We start from the raw sequence: 16,448 nt of genomic DNA on the forward strand, positions 1-16,448 counted from the left end.
TAATGCGATAATATAATCAGATTTAAAGCAGGATTAATCAATATTGTTCAAAAAGTAATCTGCAGTATCTTGTTCATCTTGTTTTAACTGCACAATCAAATTTTCTGCCCCATCAAATTTCACTTGGTCACGTAAATAATGATTCCAACGAACCGTTACATACTCACCATAAATATCTTGATGGAAATCTAAAATATACACTTCTACAGTTAGCTCACGGCCATCACCAAACGTATCATTGTGACCGATCGAACCCATGCCAACATGCCATTTATCCCCAACTTTAATTTCCACAGCATACACACCGATTCTAGGCAAACGCACTGTGCTCTTTACTTTGATGTTAGCGGTAGGGAAGCCTAATAAACGACCTCTAGCATCTCCATGAACAACTGTTCCATCCGTTTCATAAACATAACCCAATAATTCAGTGACCTCTTCCATCTTACCTTGTTCCATTAATTCACGAATACGTGTCGAGCTAATTTTCGCTCCATCTAACTCTTCTTTTCCTACTGTAACCACTTCAAAGCGATCTTTCGCATAACCTGGTAAATGAGCAACATCTGCGATATCTTTTGGACCATAAGTATAATCAAATCCTGAAACTGCTGCTGTAGCATGCAGTCCAACAATATATTGATCCACAAATTCTTGCGGCGCTAAATGCGCAAATGCTGAAGTAAATTCGATTACATATAAAATATCTACTCCTAAGTTTTCCATCAATTGTTCTTTTTGCTCTAAGCTTGTTAAATATTTCATATTCTCAGGTAAAACTTTTTGAAAAACAATCGAAGGATGTTGATTAAATGTCATTACTGCTAGTTTTAAATCTTTGTCCTCAGCAATCTTTTTTCCTGTTTCAATTACTTTTTGATGTCCACGATGAACACCATCAAAAAAGCCTAGTACCATGACAACGTCTTCAGCTGGGATTTGTTCTAAATTATATGGATGTCGAATTGGAATGATCTGCATGTAAAAACTTCTTTCTATTAATTATTTCTTAACACTTTGCTAGGTTTCAATACATTGGGTTTAGTTGGATGAGCCATGTACAAGCTAACGACTTGGTCTTGGTAAAATAACGCCACTAAATCTTGCGGCATCTCCTTTAACGCCAACTCAGCGAGACTTAGCCGAACCCCGTTTTTAACTCTACTATAAAGCTCCTCAGATAAGTCAATGCGTTGAAATCGCTCAATAGCCACTTCAATAGGTAATAGCGTTTCAGAGATTGTATCTTGGTTCATTATATCTGCGACTTGCGCTAAGGTTAGACTTTGCTCAGCCGTAAGACCACCACTTGCTGTACGCGTCAAATCAGACATATGTGCAGGTACGCCCAAAGCAAGACCTGTATCTACAGACAGCGTTCTGACATAGGTCCCTTTCCCACAGATGACTTTAAAGCGCCAACTCTGAGTACCATTTTCTATATGAAATTCAGGTTCAGTTGTACGTTCAAAGGAATAAATCATCGCTTCTCTAACTGGTCGTTCAACATCTTCTCCATTTCTAGCATATTCATAAAGGCGTTTACCATTGACTTTAACTGCTGAAAACATTGGCGGAATTTGTGTGATTGATCCTGTCATCTTTTCCATTGCAGCATCGATTTCTTCATTTGAAAAAGGAGCAGATAAAGCAATCTTCTCAACTATTTCTCCGCTAGCGTCTTCTGTTGTTGTCGAAAAACCTAGGGTTATTTCGCCCTCGTATGTCTTTCCTGAATCAACCATATATTCTATCACTTTTGTCCCTTTTCCGATACAAATAGGTAAAACACCAGATACATCAGGATCCAGAGTACCACCGTGACCAATTTTTTTCGTATGTAAAATTTTCCTTAGTTTAAAAACGCAGTCGTGACTGGTCATGCCTGCTTCTTTCCATAAAGGTAAAATACCGTCCATCTACTATTTCCTCCAAAATTAAAGTATCAACTGATTTATTATAGCATAGAAGAGAATAGAAATTCATTTTTAAAAAATAGGTTTTGAGTATTAATAGTATTTCTATCAAAAAAACGCAAAACAAAACTAGCGAACCGTTTTGTTTTGCGTTTATGGATTTGATAATTCTATTAAGCGGAATGACCCACTATTACATCACCAGCATAGCCAAATCCCACACGTGTCATATTAGGATTCATCTCCCAGTCTCGGTGTCCTGTTCCAGACGGTGACACCATGTTTGTCTCATTGTACCAAGCCATAATGACTGAGTTTCCTGGAGCAAACATGAATGCAATTACTTCGTCTCCACGATTCCAATGATCTGATGGTATTTGGAAATCTTGCATCATTGCTGCTCTTCCACTAGCTGCTGCAGCAAGACCAGCATCCCAACTTACTGGATTCAATCCATTCGCTGTGCGTAATGCATTAAGCGCTTGGAAAGTTGCGTCAGCTGAAGTCACTGGCGGTTCCACTGGCCTTTCAGGTTTGTCGGGTGCTACTATATTCCCTTGGTTATCCGAATGATCTCCCTCAGGCGTACTTGGCGTTGTTTCTTTAGGCTCCTCCGTTTCAACAGGAGGTGTGGTTGTTGTTTCTTTTGTTGTTTCACTAGTACTTTCACTTTGCGCAGATTGTTTTTCCGGCTTGTTAGAAGTCTCAGTTTTCTTAGCCTCTTTCTTTTTCGTTTCATTAGCTAATTGAGATTTTAGTGCTTCTTGTTGTTCTTTTAAGAGTTTATTTTTTGAATTTTCAGCACCAGAAGTTTCAGAATCTACTTCCGCTTTCAAAACATTCAAATCTGCTTGTTTAGCAACAAGATTTTCTTTTTCTTTTTCTAATTGGGCTGTTGCTTCTTCTACAGCAACTAAATTATTTTGAATATCTGTTTTCTTCGTTTCAACAAGTGTTTTATCTTCTTTTTGTTGTTTAATCAAATCATTATTGGCTGTCATAATTGAAGAAATAGCTTGCACCCGACCGACCGCATCTGTGATTGATTCTGAATTTAAAAGAATATCAAGGATTTGAGTTCCTTGTCCATTCACTTGAACATTTCTTCCTTGTTTTTGAATTGCTTCTGTTCGTTTATTGATACGTATATCTAAAGCGGCGATATCTTTCTTTAATTGCTCAGACTCTTTCGTTAAATCTGTTTTTTGTTTATTCAATGCAACGCCTTCATCAAAAATCGAAGAAATTTCCTCTTCTAACGAAGCAATCTGGGATACTACACCTTTTTGTTTTTCTTTTAATGCCGAAATTTCTTTATCTTGTTGTTCTATTTTTTTATCAGCTGTTTCTGCCAGTGAATGAATCGGTGTCACTGTTCCTGCAACTGTAACCATACTAACTATTAATAATGTCAAATTCTTTTTTTTCACTATTAACCCTCCATTTTTCTTCAACAGTATCTGTCATAAGACTTGTACTATAAATAATAGCATAATTCCTGTCTATTTAATCGATAAAAATGTTACAGTTCTTTTCAATACCGTTACAAAAAATTATTCTGTTACAAAAAAAGCGAAAAAGAGGCTAGGACATAACTCATCGAGTCACATCCCAGTCTCAAGAAATCTAAATAAACGGGAGAGCAGAAGTAATTTCTTCATATTTCCAAAGTCAAACACTTCTGTCCCACACTTTTTTGATAGCTACAATTAAGTTGCTTTTCTATTCACCTTGATTCAATTTACGAATCAATTCATCAATATGATTCCCATATTGCACAGATTCATCTTTTTCAAAAATTAGTTCTGGCGTTTTGTATAAAGTCAAACGCTGACCTAATTCTTTACGGATCAATCCTTTGGCTTTATCTAATCCTTGTTGCGCTTTTTGATGATCAGAAGCTAGATCAGATAACAAACTGTAATAAATCGTCGCTTGCTGCAGATCACCAGTTACTCGAACATCGGTAATCGTAATATCTTGCACACGGGGATCTCTTACACGTTTTCTCAATATATCATTGATTTCACGCATGATTTCTTGACCCACTCGACGGTCACGATAATTTGCCATACTGTTTCTCCTTCTCTCTACTTTTATTTGTTATTATTGTTTGATTTCTTCCATAACGAAACCTTCAATTACATCATCCACTTTAAGATCATTGAAGTTTTCAACCATTGCACCACATTCAAAGCCAAGTTTGACTTCTTTAGCGTCATCTTTGAAACGTTTCAAGCTAGCTAGTTTACCTTCAAAAATCACGATTCCATCACGAATCACACGAACGCCACTATCACGACGGATAGAGCCTTCCGTTACGTAACAACCCGCAATCGTTCCAACTTTAGATACTTTATAAAGTTCACGAACGGTCATTTGACCTGTAATCTTCTCTTCAAATTCAGGATCTAACATCCCTTTCATTGCTGTTTCGATTTCTTCGATTGCTTTATAAATAATACGGTGTAAACGAATGTCAACTTCTTCTTGCTCTGCTTGTTGCTTAGCTTGTGGTGTAGGACGAACGTTAAAGCCAATAATGATCGCGTTACTTGCCGCAGCAAGTGTTACATCACTTTCATTGATTGCTCCAACAGCTGAGTGAACGATTTTCACACGAACGCCTGCAACTTCGATTTTTTGTAAGCTTGCCGCTAATGCTTCTGCCGTACCTTGTACGTCAGCTTTGATAATCACGTTAACATCTTTCAATTCGCCTTCTTTTAGGCTTTCGAACAAGTTATCCAATGTTACACGATTGTTTGATGAACGTTGTTCAAGAACCGCACGTTTGCCACGTTCTTCACCTGCTTGACGAGCTGTTTTTTCATCTTCAAAGACAACAAAACGATCGCCTGCTTGAGGTACATCATTCAATCCAGTGATTTCAACTGGTGTTGCAGGTCCTACGGCTTTATCGCGACGACCAAGGTCATTCGTCATAACACGGACACGTCCAAAGGTATTCCCAACAACGATTGGATCTCCAACTCGTAATGAACCTTGTTGAACAAGTAATGTAGCAACTGGTCCTTTTCCTTTATCCAAACGAGCTTCGATTACTGTACCAATTGCACGTTGGGTTGGATCAGCTTTCAAATCTTCTACTTCGGCGATCAAAAGAATATTTTCTAGTAATTCGTCAATGTTTTGATTGAATTTCGCTGAAATGTTTACGAAAATCGTATCTCCGCCCCATTCTTCTGGGATCAAGCCATGTTCACTTAATTCTTGTTTTACGTGATCAGGGTTAGCACCTGGTTTATCGACTTTATTAACTGCTACGATAATCGGCACTTCTGCTGCTTTCGCATGGTTGATTGCTTCAACCGTTTGCGGCATTACACCATCGTCTGCCGCAACGACCAAGATCGTGATATCTGTAATACCCGCTCCACGAGCACGCATACTTGTAAACGCAGCATGTCCTGGCGTGTCTAAGAACGTAATTGGTTTACCATCGATATCGATTTGGTAAGCACCGATATGTTGAGTGATACCACCCGCTTCACCTGAGGTTACTCGAGAATTACGTAAAGTATCAAGCAATGTTGTTTTACCATGGTCAACGTGACCCATAATCGTCACAACTGGTGGACGTGTTACAAGATTTTCTTCGACTAACGCTTCTGGTTCAAAGAATTTATCGATATCAGCGACATCAACTTGAACTTTTTCTTGTGGTTCCATACCATAATCTACGGCTAATAGTTCAATCGTCTCTTTATCTAGTGATTGGTTTTGATTGACCATAACGCCCATCATAAATAGTTTTTTGATGATTTCAGCTGGCTCACGGTGAATTTTCTTCGCGATATCGGCTACGTTCATTCCTTCTGTATACTCTAATACATCTGGCAATTCACGGAATTTACGAGCTGGCACTGCTGGTTTTGTTGATTCTTGGTACTTCCCTTTTTTCCCTTTTTTGTTGAATCTGTTGCGGTTTTGGTTATTGTAGCCATTACGGTTACGATTTTGACCGCCGCCTCCGCCGAAACTATTGTTGCGGTTTCCAGAGTTTGTATTGTTACGGTTTTGATTCCCTTGTGCGCTATTGCTATTTTGTCCTTGTTGGGGACGATTTTGTTGCCCTGATTGCGCTGCTGGACGGTTTTGATTTGCATTTTGAGTAGTACCTTGTGTATTACGGTTTTGATTATTTTGTTGTCCTGATTGTGCTGGACGGTTTTGATTTTGGTTGTTTTGCTGCGGACGATTTTGTTGTCCTTGATTTGAACGATTTTGAGTCATATTTTGGCTGCTTCCTTGCATGTTTCGATTTTGGTTGTTACGGTTTTGATTCGTTTGTTGTCCTGATTGTGCTGGACGATTTTGATTTTGATTATTTTGCTGTGGACGGTTTTGTTGTCCAGTTGGTTGTTGTGATTTATGTTGATTTTGGTTTGGTCTATTTCCATTTTGGTTAGCTGGTTTTGGATTTGCTGGTTTTGTTTGCCCTTGATCACTTTGTGTTGCTTGTGATTTCGCTGCAGGTTTTTGTTGTGTATTTGCAGGTTTATTTCCTCCAAATGAATGACGAAGTTTTGTTTCGTCCTCAGAAGAAATTGCGCCCATGTGATTTTTCACATCCATGCCTAATGCATGTGCTTTTTCGACAACATCTTTACTTGATTGATTGATTTCTTTTGCTAATTCATAAATTCTTTTCTTACCCATGCAATCACCTTCCTAACCTTTGATTAGTTCCTTGAACTTCTTTGCAAAGCCCTGATCATTGATCCCGATCACCATACGTGTTCTGCCAATCGCATGACTTAACTCCGAATGTAAAAACGACTCATCGCAAGGAACGTTGTAATAAGAACATTTGTCCTTTATTTTTTTTCTTGTATTATCACTAGCATCAGAAGCAACAAAAACAAATTTCGCTTTATTACTTCTGATATCACCGATGGTCAATTCCTCACCAGTCACTAGTTTTCCAGCTCTCATAGCCAAACCTAATAAATTTAATACTTTTTCCTTATCCATTGCCAAACAACTCATTACGTGCTTTTTGATGTTCAACATAGTCTAATAATTCTTGGTAAAACTCATCTGTCAATGTTGTTTCCAACACCCGATCTAATATATGTTTGTCCCAAGCGTCTTGAACTTCTTTAGGCTCAAGTGAAACATATGCTCCTCGACCTGGCATTTTACCAGTTGGATCGATCGCCACTTGACCTTCTTTAGAACGCGTGATTCGAACTAATTCTTTTTTCGGTTTCATTTCACCTGAAACAACAGATTTACGCATCGGGATTTTTCTTTTTTTCATTGTATTCCCTCCAAATCGTTAGACTTGTTCTTCGTCTTCTGCTGTTTTTTCTTCAAACTCAACATTTTCGTAATCATCAGCAGTCATATCAGATGCTACGATTGCTTCATCGTACACTTCTTCTTCGGGCGTTTCTTGATTTTCTGCATAGTAAGCTTCCATTTCAGATTCAGGTTTGATATCGATTTTAAAGCCAGTCAATTTGGCAGCTAAACGAGCATTTTGACCTCTTTTACCGATAGCAAGTGACAACTGATAATCTGGAACAACTACCGTACAGGCTTTATTGTTATTCGGATCGAAAATAACATCTACTACTTGAGCTGGATTAAGTGCGTTGCTGATGAAAACAGCAGGATCTTCACTCCACTCAACAATATCCATGTTTTCACCTTTTAGTTCATTCACGATTGCTTGAACACGTTGGCCTTTTGGTCCAACACAGGTTCCGACAGGATCGATGTTAGGGTCCGTTGAACGAACTGAAACTTTCGAACGGTCTCCAGCTTCACGAGCAATGCTGACAATCTCTACTATTCCATCATACACTTCCGGAATTTCTTGTTCAAATAATCGCTTTAGTAAATCTGGGTGACTACGGCTCACGAAAACTTGTGGACCTTTTGATGTATTTTCAACTCTTGAAACGTATACTTTAATACGATCATGAGGTTGGTAAAACTCGTTTGGCATTTGATCTTGCTTCGATAAAACAGCTTCGATCTTTCCTAAGTTTACATAGATGTATCGACGGTCTTGTCTTTCAACGATTCCTTGCATAATATCATTTTCGTAAGCACTGAATTCATTGTAAATAATGTTTCTTTCTGCTTCACGAACGCGTTGTAAAATAACTTGTTTCGCAGTTTGCGCTGCAATACGACCAAAATCTTTTGGCGTTACTTCAAAACGGATTTTATCGCCCATTTCGTAAGCTTTATTGACTTCCATTGCTTCTTTCAGTGATACTTCAAGTTGTGAGTCAAATACTTCTTCCGTTACTTCTTTAACAGCATATACATGGATATTGCCTTTTTTGCCATCAAATTCTACTTCAACATTTTGGGCTTGCCCATAATGTCTTTTATATGCGGAAACTAATGCTGCTTCCAATGCATCAATCACAATCTCTTTAGAAATACCTTTTTCAGCTTCTAATGCATCTAGTGCATTTAACATTTCTTTGCTCATTTTTTTATCATTTCCTCCTACTGTCTAAATGAAAGGTGAACGGAGCTGATCGACTATTTACAGGTCGATTCTTGCATCTCGTGATAAGCCAAAACTAGAACGTTCTGCTTGGTAGTTTACTTAATTAAAACTGAATTGCTAAACGAGCTTTTGCAATGTTTTTTCGTTCGAATGTATAGTCTTTGACTCTTGTTTTAATTTTGACTGTCAAGGTCAATTGATCTTTATCAACTGTTTTTAAGATACCTTCAAATTGTTTTTCACCATCGATCGTTTGATACAGTGAAACATGAATGTATTCTCCAACTGCGTTTTCATAATCGCTTTCTTTCTTCAACGGACGTTCGGCTCCCGGAGAGGATACTTCCAGAAAGTAAGCCTGAGGAATCGGATCTGGATCCATAGCATCAAGCTTTTCATCTAGTTGCTCACTAACAAGTGCACAGTCTAAGATATCTATACCGCCTTCTTTATCGATAAAGACACGGAGAAACCAGTCTCTTCCTTCCTTGACAAACTCTACTTCTACAAGTTCAAAATTTTGTTTTTCTAAGATTGGTGTGACTAACTCGGTAACAGTTTCCACAACACTACTCAAAATTTTCGCCTCCTTCGAGATTTATGTAACGCACTAGTTTTTTAGAAAAGCCGATATATGCAACTAAATCATAGAAAAGCAAGACAAATCAACGTTTCATCTTGCTTTTCCCTTACGTTACTCCATTAAAAAGAGTGAGCAGAAATCCGCTCACTCAAACTAGTATCATTACTTATAATGTATTCTACCACAGTTTTTCTAAAAACTCAAATTTACGTGTTTGAAAGCCAGTTATTCTTAGCCCTTAAAATCTATTTCCTACCATTATCATTTGTTAAACACAGTTTTTAAAAAGCTAAGCTATCGATATAAATGATTAATCACTCTCCTTTTTCATAACATCGGCTCTAGTGCCCCATTTATTTACTTTAAGAGTCGCCAATGCGATAATTCTTACGATATGAATTGTAAAAAAATGGAATAATCCATACAGAGGAGCCAGTAGATAGCAAAACGGATGTTTAAACATGTAATGTACGTTTCTAGCATATGCTGAAAGACAAGCAAGAACCAGATAAAACAACCAATCTTGCCAAGTCAAGTTTCCAAAATACCACACCATATTATAAAATATTGCGATTAAAAAAATAACCCAAAGAACAATCTCAGTCATTGACCATAAAAAAACGATTGGCTTTTTCCGAATTAACTTTAGCGAAATAAATGTTTCCCTAAAAAAAGACTTACTCCATCTCGTTTGCTGTCTCAAAAAAACACCTACTGTTTCAGGTACATCTGTTATACATTTTGCCGTCTCTTGATATACTGTCTTTCCACGCTCGATTGCATAATTGGTAAGACATCGGTCATCCCCAACATGTGCTGGGGCACCAAACACAGTTTGATTTAAATAACGATTCAAATTGTCCATAACAACAGCACGACGGTAACAACTAATTGGTCCTGAGCAGACTAAAATATTACCTGTGACTGATTGTGAAGCTCTCTCTACACGAAACGCATTATCATACCTCATATCAAGTAAATATGAAAGCAACGAACTTTTACGATTTCTAGCGTTAATGTGTCCAGTTACAGCTTGTACATTTTCATCACTAAAAGGACGCATTAATTCATATAACGTATCAGGAAAGATTTCTCCATCAGAATCCATCGTAAAAAATATATCTCCTACACTATTTTCAAATGCATACGCTTGTGCAAAACGTTTGCCTTGGTTGTAGGGTAATTGATGGATGTGCATCTTACTTGTAAACTCAGTTGGGAATGTTTCAATTGCTTGTTTCATCACTTGATCTAAAACATAGTTTGGACTGCCATCATCGACAATAAAAACTTCCTCAACTGGATATTTCTGTATCGTTAAGCCTTGGAGAAGCGTTAAGATTGCTTCTTTAGATTCGTTATAAACTGGTATGACAACCGTTACTTTCAAATTTGGCGGCGTACTTTCGTCTACTTTGTAGAGCATCGATAGACTCGTTTTAATAACTAAATATATAATCATACACCAACCATAAATACTAAACGCTTTGGATATATAACCCGTTCGCCAAAAACCAATTAAGCCAATCAACAATGCACATAACATAAATGTAATACACGATAATATCAAATGCGTTCTTCGGTTGAACTTACTTTCCATTACACTTTCTCCTTAACACCGCCACGGTTAGTTAATACAGTCGCTTCCGTACGACCACCGCCGATTTTAAAGACTTTTTCATGATTACTTTTGTAAATATTGCACATGTCAACAACCGCATTACTTTCCTTTAGTAACCTTTCATAATCTACGATACTATGTTTAGTTAAAATAACAACACAATCATATGCCGCATAATCACAAAAATCATTTTGAATAACGGATACCTCTGTTCCATACTTATCGGCAAAAGAAGAAACAAAAGGATCCAGAATTGTTAACGCTGTATAGTTTTCCTTTAGAATTTCATACACTGATAACGTTGGTGACTCACGAACATCATCGATATCGGGTTTATACGATACACCAACCAATAAAACTTGAGAATTTTTTAATGATTTCCCTTGAGCATTCAAAGCATCACGAATTTTTTCTACCACTCGGTACGGCATATTCATATTGATTTCTTGTGATGTTTCAATAAATTTGTTGAAAAATCTATTTTGTTTTCCTTTCCAATGTAAATACATTGGATCAAGCGGAATACAATGTCCGCCAACACCAGCCCCTGGATAAAAAGGCATAAATCCAAAAGGTTTTGTTGCAGCAGCATCAATAGTCTCCCAAATATCAAGATCCATTCTCTCACACATCAAAGCCATTTCATTGACAAAAGCAATGTTGACACTGCGAAACGTATTTTCAAGCAATTTACTCATCTCTGCTGTCTCTGGTGAACTCACAACAACAACTTTATCTAGTATGGCATCATACAAGGCTTCTCCTAGTTCAGAACTTTCATTAGTTAATCCACCAATCACTTTAGGAATATTCTTAGTTTGAAACTTCGCATTACCTGGATCAACCCGTTCTGGAGAAAAACACAGAAAATAATCTTTATCTACATGTTTACTTGCATCATCAAAGCGCTCGGCAAATAGTTCACGCGTTGTACCTGGATAGGTTGTACTTTCCAACACTATCAATAGAGGATTTTCCATATAGCGTTCTAGTTTTTCTGCTGTAAACGTTAAGAATCCCGTATCAGGTTCTTGATTTTCATTAAGTGGAGTCGGCACGCAAACACTTACAGTATCTAATGATGAAATAATACCAAAATCTGTCGTTGCTCTAAAATTACCTCTGGATAAACCTTCTAATATGCTAGAATCTGAAACATCTAAAATATGCGATTTTCCACTGTTTAAATTAGAAACTTTATCTGGATCAGTATCGATTCCTATAACCTCAAATCCTGTAGCAACAAATTCCATCGCAAGTGGCAAACCCACATAACCTAAACCGATAATACCTACTTTCGCTTTCTTATTTCCAATTTTTTCTAATAAAGAACTTTTCACTGTATCATTTATTTTTACCATTGAACAACAACCCCTTTCATTTCTGTTTTAGAAATGCTCTCTTTTGAAATAAAAACACTAACTTTCTTCTACTTAATATCTCCTTTCTTATTTTGACGTTATTGCTATAATTTTAAATATATAGACAATATATCTTAACAACATCATCATTATACTTTATTTATAACAAATGTATATATATTTTTACAAAAACATTATATAATCTTATTCTTTTGAAAAGAATATATTCATCCAACGAATTAATTTAGTTATTACTAATGATCTATCACTCCCCTGAAAGGGGATGAATAGAGCCCGAGAGAAGCCCCCTTCTATATCCTCACTTCACTTTTTCATTCTTTTGCTTTACTATAGATAAGAAGATTCGAAAGGAGCACACATATGTCTCAAATACAAGTAATCAAAGGAACCAAAGATACAATAAAAAAAATGAAATCATTCTACGAGAGAAATCTTTTGAATAGGAATGTTCCTTATTCTGAATTTGTTGCTAAAGTTGGCAATACAACAATCACGGCCTACACTTCTGGAAAAGTTGTATTTCAAGGTCCTGATGCAGAAAATATTGCTGCTAAATGGGGAAAACCAACCCAAAGTAAAGGAACAAAATCTGCTACCTCAAAAAAGACAAGCTCACTCCCAGCCAATTTCAGTCAACTTTCTGTCTTAGGTAGTGATGAAGTTGGTAACGGTAGTTATTTCGGTCCCGTTACAGTTTGTGCAGCTTATGTGGATAAAAACATGGTCACAAAATTGAAAGCCCTTGGTGTGAGAGATTCTAAGGAACTTACTGATCCTCAGATCATACAACTTTCAAAAGTAATCAAAGAATTGATCCCATATAAATTATTGATTGTCGAACCAGAAAAATACAATCAGATCCAACCTAAGTACAACGCTGTTCATATGAAAGTTGCACTGCATAACCAAGCGATTTATTTGCTATTAAATGACATTACACCAATCAAACCTGAAGCGATTTTAATCGATCAGTTTACGCCGGAAGCAAATTACAAAAAATACGTACGAAGCGAACAAAATCAGGTCAGTGAAAAATTGTCCTTCGTCACGAAAGGCGAACAATATCACGTTGCAGTTGCTGCGGCTTCGATTATCAGTAGAGCAGCCTTTTTAGAAGAACTAGATAAAGAATCTGAAGAATTAGGTCTGAAGGTTCCTTCCGGAGCTGGAACCACCTCCGATAAAGTTGCCGCAAAAGTTTTGGCTAAAGGCGGAATGGAATTACTGAGTAAATATGTAAAACTTCATTTTGCAAACACCGAAAAAGCGAAAAAAATTGCGTCAAAATAAAAAATGCCTAAGACAGCGACCAGACCTGTCTTAGGCATTTTGCTATTCAGCTTCTTGAATTTCTTTATCTAAATCAGCATAATCGATTGCTGTATGAATAAATGTTTCATCATTTTTAGGGAAATGTTGTAATAAAGAATCCATTGGTTCAATTTCTATGATCCCAGACACCAATTCAAAATCCATTAAATGTCCGCCAAATGTTTGTTCATCATCAATAAAATGCAAATGAAAATCTGCGGCTGCAACACCTTGAAATAATTCTGGAGTAAAAAATCCAACAATCGTTCCCATAACATCATCTTTAATAAACTCAGGTTGCTCTTTGGATACTTCAACTAAGCGTTTGTATGGTTTTTCTTGTTTAGGCATTGCACGGATATGAACTTTTTTGAACTTCCCATAGATTTTAATTGCATGAAAAAGATTCTCACTCTTTAAATATTCACGGATCAGTGTTTTGATTTTCATATTATTTGTAACATGATCCACAGCAACAGTAATGACTGGTTTAAAAGTAGTCACGGCAGCATAGGGTGTTTCCTGTTTCTCATCTATTACAATTAAAGCTCCATCTTCTCTGCCTTGATAGGCTTTCCCATTTAAAATAATCAATTCACCATCTAAACCAGACAATGTACCAATCCCGAAATCGCCTTTTTTCAAAATATTAGCGATCGTTTCGGTACCATCCATTAAACCTGCCATTAAAGCACCTAATGTCCCATGCTGATATAAGACTGTCTCTTTCGTCATCGTTATCACCCTTCTAATAGAACTGATCTGGCAAAATTGTTTCTCCGAGCTGCTCATTGTCTTTGTAGTCGATAGGAATATCAATTACTACTGGACCTTCGGTTTCAATTCCTTTTAAAATAGCCGCTCTTAACTCTTGCGCATTCTCGGCTCTTAAACCTTTCGCACCAAAAGCTTCTGCGTATTTCACAAAATCAACTGGACCAAAATCAACACCTGAGATCCGATGATATTTTAATTGCTCTTGAAATTCGACCATATTATATCGTCCATCATTCCAAATCAAATGTATGATATTCAATTTTTTGCGTACAGCTGTTTCAAGGTCTTGTGCTGAAAACAAAAAGCCTCCATCACCAGACACTGATATTATTTGTGTATTTGGACGAACAAGTGCTGCTGAAATGGCCCACGGAAGTGCGACACCTAAAGTCTGCATCCCATTACTGAAAAGTAAATGTCTAGGTTGATAACTCCTAAAATGGCGAGCCATCCAAATATAATGGCTGCCTACATCAACAGTTACAGTCATTTCGTCAGTTACAATATTTTGCAGTGTTTCAATGACCTCCAAAGGATGAATCAAACCATTATTGACTCCCTCCTTCACGTCATCTCGTTTTACTAATCGTTCCTGTAATGTATTTAAATAGTCAATCGCTTTTTCTGATAATATTTTAGTTTCAATACTAGGTAAAAGAACGGATAACGTTTCTGCAATATCGCCAATCAACTCTCGTTCTGGCTGAAAACATTGGTCAATTTCAGCTGGAGTATCATCAATTACAATGATCTTAGCCTCTCCTTCGGCATTCCAATTTCTAGCCTCGTATTCGATTGGATCATAGCCGACAGCAATGACTAAGTCACTACGCTTTAATAACATATCTCCTGGCTGATTACGGAACAAACCGATTCGTCCAAAGAAATGACCTTCCAATTCTCTAGAGATAACCCCAGCTGCTTGAAATGTTTCAACAACTGGAATTTCAGTTTTCGCTACAATTTCACGAATCGCTTTAGCTTCTTTTTCGGTAGAGGCTCTCATCCCAATTAGCAGGACAGGCAACTCTGCTGCTTGAATTAGTTTTGAAAGATGCTGAATATCGTCAGATGAAGCCGAACCAATTTTAGGATCATTTAAAGGGTTGATACTAGCAGATTCTACTGGACCATCCACGACATCTTGAGGAATACTAATAAAACTAGCTCCTTTTTTGGAGGACTTCGCCAATCGATAAGCATTTGCTAAAACTTCCGAAATCGTCTCTGGATCTTGAATTTCTGCACTGTACTTAGTAATTGGTTCAAACAAAGCAGCGTTATTCATACTTTGGTGGGTTAATTTCAATAAGTCTCTACGCTTCACTTGACCGCCTATTGCCAATACAGGATCTCCTTCTGCTGTCGCTGTGACTAAACCTGTTGCTAGATTACTTGCCCCTGGACCACTTGTAGCAACTACTACACCGGGATTTCCAGTCAACCGCCCGACAGCCGCTGCCATAAAGGCTGCATTTTGTTCATGACGTGTGACAATCAATTCTGGTCCATCATCGACTAGTGCATTAAACAAACCGTCAATTTTCGCTCCCGGAATCCCAAAAACATAGTCGACATGATGGTTTTTTAAACTTTCTACAATCACTTCAGCGCCATTCCTGCTTTTCTCCGCCATCTGTTACACTTCTTTTAAAATGCTGTTACATACCGAAAAACCCTTTATTAAAAAGAACAAAATAACTAATCATATAAATTATCCTATTTTTATAGTACAGATTTCAAACCTGTTACATCACCTATTATAGCACTTGATCTTTTATTTGTTTAATGATTTGTTTGCTAAACATAAAATAAAACTGCTGACTAAAAAAATCTAGTTTCATCTATCAAATGTTATCTCGAATCTTCTGTCAATTTTTATTTATTCTGTCTTTTTTCTGTATAAGCTTAAGAAAAGTTAAAGAAAAGATGTATGTCATTTGGATACGAGGGCAACATTTTCTATGATCTGTTCCATACTAGTTCAAAAACAGTTACTTTTATTATAAAAAATTTAATACTTACCTAGTTGACTTTACTAGCTATATTCACTATATTTAGGGCGATCAAAATAACTTGTTAGGTGAGGCTCCTATGGAAACACAGGCTACTGCTCAAAAATGTCGAAAGACAGTAATGGGTAGGACAGGAATTGTCGAATTAAGGCTTTTCACAAAGTAGCTAAAAGCTCTGCTTTTTACGTTTCATAGTGCTAAAACTCAACGATGAGAATGATGAGAAGCTCTATTTGTGCTGAAATCAATCCCCCTTCGCTGAGTCATTTTATGCGAAGGTTTTTTGTTTTTTTCGAATAATGTAGGCAGAATACTTGATTTTGGAGGTGAATCTATACCAATTG

Annotated in this window: 14 protein-coding genes and 1 riboswitch; of the genes, 1 reads left to right on the forward strand and 13 read right to left on the reverse strand. The window is 37.0% G+C overall.

Annotation, left to right across the window (positions count from 1 at the left end; translation table 11 throughout):
- Positions 1-33: 33 nt before the first annotated feature.
- The 11 genes from ribF to AC4BB5_RS11400 form a co-directional block, all read right to left on the reverse strand.
- Positions 34-981 carry a riboflavin biosynthesis protein RibF gene (gene ribF, locus AC4BB5_RS11350; RefSeq protein ID WP_490456238.1) on the reverse strand — a complete coding sequence of 316 codons (948 nt, stop codon included), beginning with the start codon at positions 979-981 and terminating at the stop codon, positions 34-36.
- A 17-nt stretch (positions 982-998) separates the two neighbouring features.
- The gene (truB, locus tag AC4BB5_RS11355; protein ID WP_490456239.1) at positions 999-1,919 is read right to left on the reverse strand and encodes a tRNA pseudouridine(55) synthase TruB; all 921 of its coding nucleotides are present in this window, start codon (positions 1,917-1,919) and stop codon (positions 999-1,001) included.
- 170 nt (positions 1,920-2,089) lie between these two features.
- Positions 2,090-3,346 carry a PcsB-like coiled-coil domain-containing protein gene (locus AC4BB5_RS11360; RefSeq protein WP_490456240.1) on the reverse strand — a complete coding sequence of 419 codons (1,257 nt, stop codon included), beginning with the start codon at positions 3,344-3,346 and terminating at the stop codon, positions 2,090-2,092.
- A gap of 292 nt (positions 3,347-3,638) precedes the next feature.
- Positions 3,639-3,989 carry a 30S ribosome-binding factor RbfA gene (gene rbfA, locus AC4BB5_RS11365; protein ID WP_025870867.1) on the reverse strand — a complete coding sequence of 117 codons (351 nt, stop codon included), beginning with the start codon at positions 3,987-3,989 and terminating at the stop codon, positions 3,639-3,641.
- A 33-nt stretch (positions 3,990-4,022) separates the two neighbouring features.
- Positions 4,023-6,599 (reverse strand): translation initiation factor IF-2, encoded by a 2,577-nt coding sequence (gene infB / locus AC4BB5_RS11370; protein ID WP_490456241.1) that lies wholly within the window; start codon positions 6,597-6,599, stop codon positions 4,023-4,025.
- 12 nt (positions 6,600-6,611) lie between these two features.
- Positions 6,612-6,914 (reverse strand): YlxQ-related RNA-binding protein, encoded by a 303-nt coding sequence (locus AC4BB5_RS11375; protein WP_490456242.1) that lies wholly within the window; start codon positions 6,912-6,914, stop codon positions 6,612-6,614.
- On the reverse strand, positions 6,907-7,203 hold the full coding sequence (rnpM, locus tag AC4BB5_RS11380) for an RNase P modulator RnpM (RefSeq protein WP_490456243.1): 297 nt from the start codon (positions 7,201-7,203) through the stop codon (positions 6,907-6,909). The genes AC4BB5_RS11375 and rnpM overlap by 8 nt, the downstream gene beginning before the upstream one ends.
- 18 nt (positions 7,204-7,221) lie before the next feature.
- Complete coding sequence (nusA, locus tag AC4BB5_RS11385) at positions 7,222-8,394, reverse strand: transcription termination factor NusA (protein ID WP_490456244.1); 1,173 nt, start codon at positions 8,392-8,394, stop codon at positions 7,222-7,224.
- A 124-nt stretch (positions 8,395-8,518) separates the two neighbouring features.
- Positions 8,519-8,992, reverse strand: coding sequence for a ribosome maturation factor RimP (gene rimP / locus AC4BB5_RS11390; RefSeq protein ID WP_010760992.1), 474 nt, complete (start codon positions 8,990-8,992; stop codon positions 8,519-8,521).
- Positions 8,993-9,308: 316 nt separating this feature from the next.
- Positions 9,309-10,598: a glycosyltransferase gene (locus AC4BB5_RS11395; RefSeq protein ID WP_490456245.1), complete on the reverse strand. Its 1,290-nt coding sequence runs from the start codon at positions 10,596-10,598 to the stop codon at positions 9,309-9,311.
- Complete coding sequence (locus AC4BB5_RS11400) at positions 10,598-11,980, reverse strand: nucleotide sugar dehydrogenase (protein ID WP_490456246.1); 1,383 nt, start codon at positions 11,978-11,980, stop codon at positions 10,598-10,600. Before AC4BB5_RS11400 ends, AC4BB5_RS11395 begins: the two co-directional genes overlap by 1 nt.
- 381 nt (positions 11,981-12,361) lie before the next feature.
- Here AC4BB5_RS11400 and rnhC point away from each other — a divergent pair, with 381 nt between their 5' ends.
- Positions 12,362-13,291, forward strand: coding sequence for a ribonuclease HIII (rnhC, locus tag AC4BB5_RS11405; protein ID WP_490456247.1), 930 nt, complete (start codon positions 12,362-12,364; stop codon positions 13,289-13,291).
- Between the two features lie 42 nt (positions 13,292-13,333).
- Here the strand turns inward: rnhC and budA are convergent, their stop codons facing one another.
- Both budA and alsS read right to left on the reverse strand, forming a co-directional pair.
- Positions 13,334-14,047, reverse strand: coding sequence for an acetolactate decarboxylase (budA, locus tag AC4BB5_RS11410; RefSeq protein ID WP_490456248.1), 714 nt, complete (start codon positions 14,045-14,047; stop codon positions 13,334-13,336).
- Between the two features lie 13 nt (positions 14,048-14,060).
- Positions 14,061-15,725 (reverse strand): acetolactate synthase AlsS, encoded by a 1,665-nt coding sequence (alsS, locus tag AC4BB5_RS11415; protein WP_490456249.1) that lies wholly within the window; start codon positions 15,723-15,725, stop codon positions 14,061-14,063.
- A gap of 432 nt (positions 15,726-16,157) precedes the next feature.
- A riboswitch (M-box (ykoK) riboswitch) is annotated at positions 16,158-16,327 on the forward strand.
- Positions 16,328-16,448 lie beyond the last annotated feature (121 nt).

The organism is Enterococcus sp. AMC1252, from assembly GCF_058216515.1.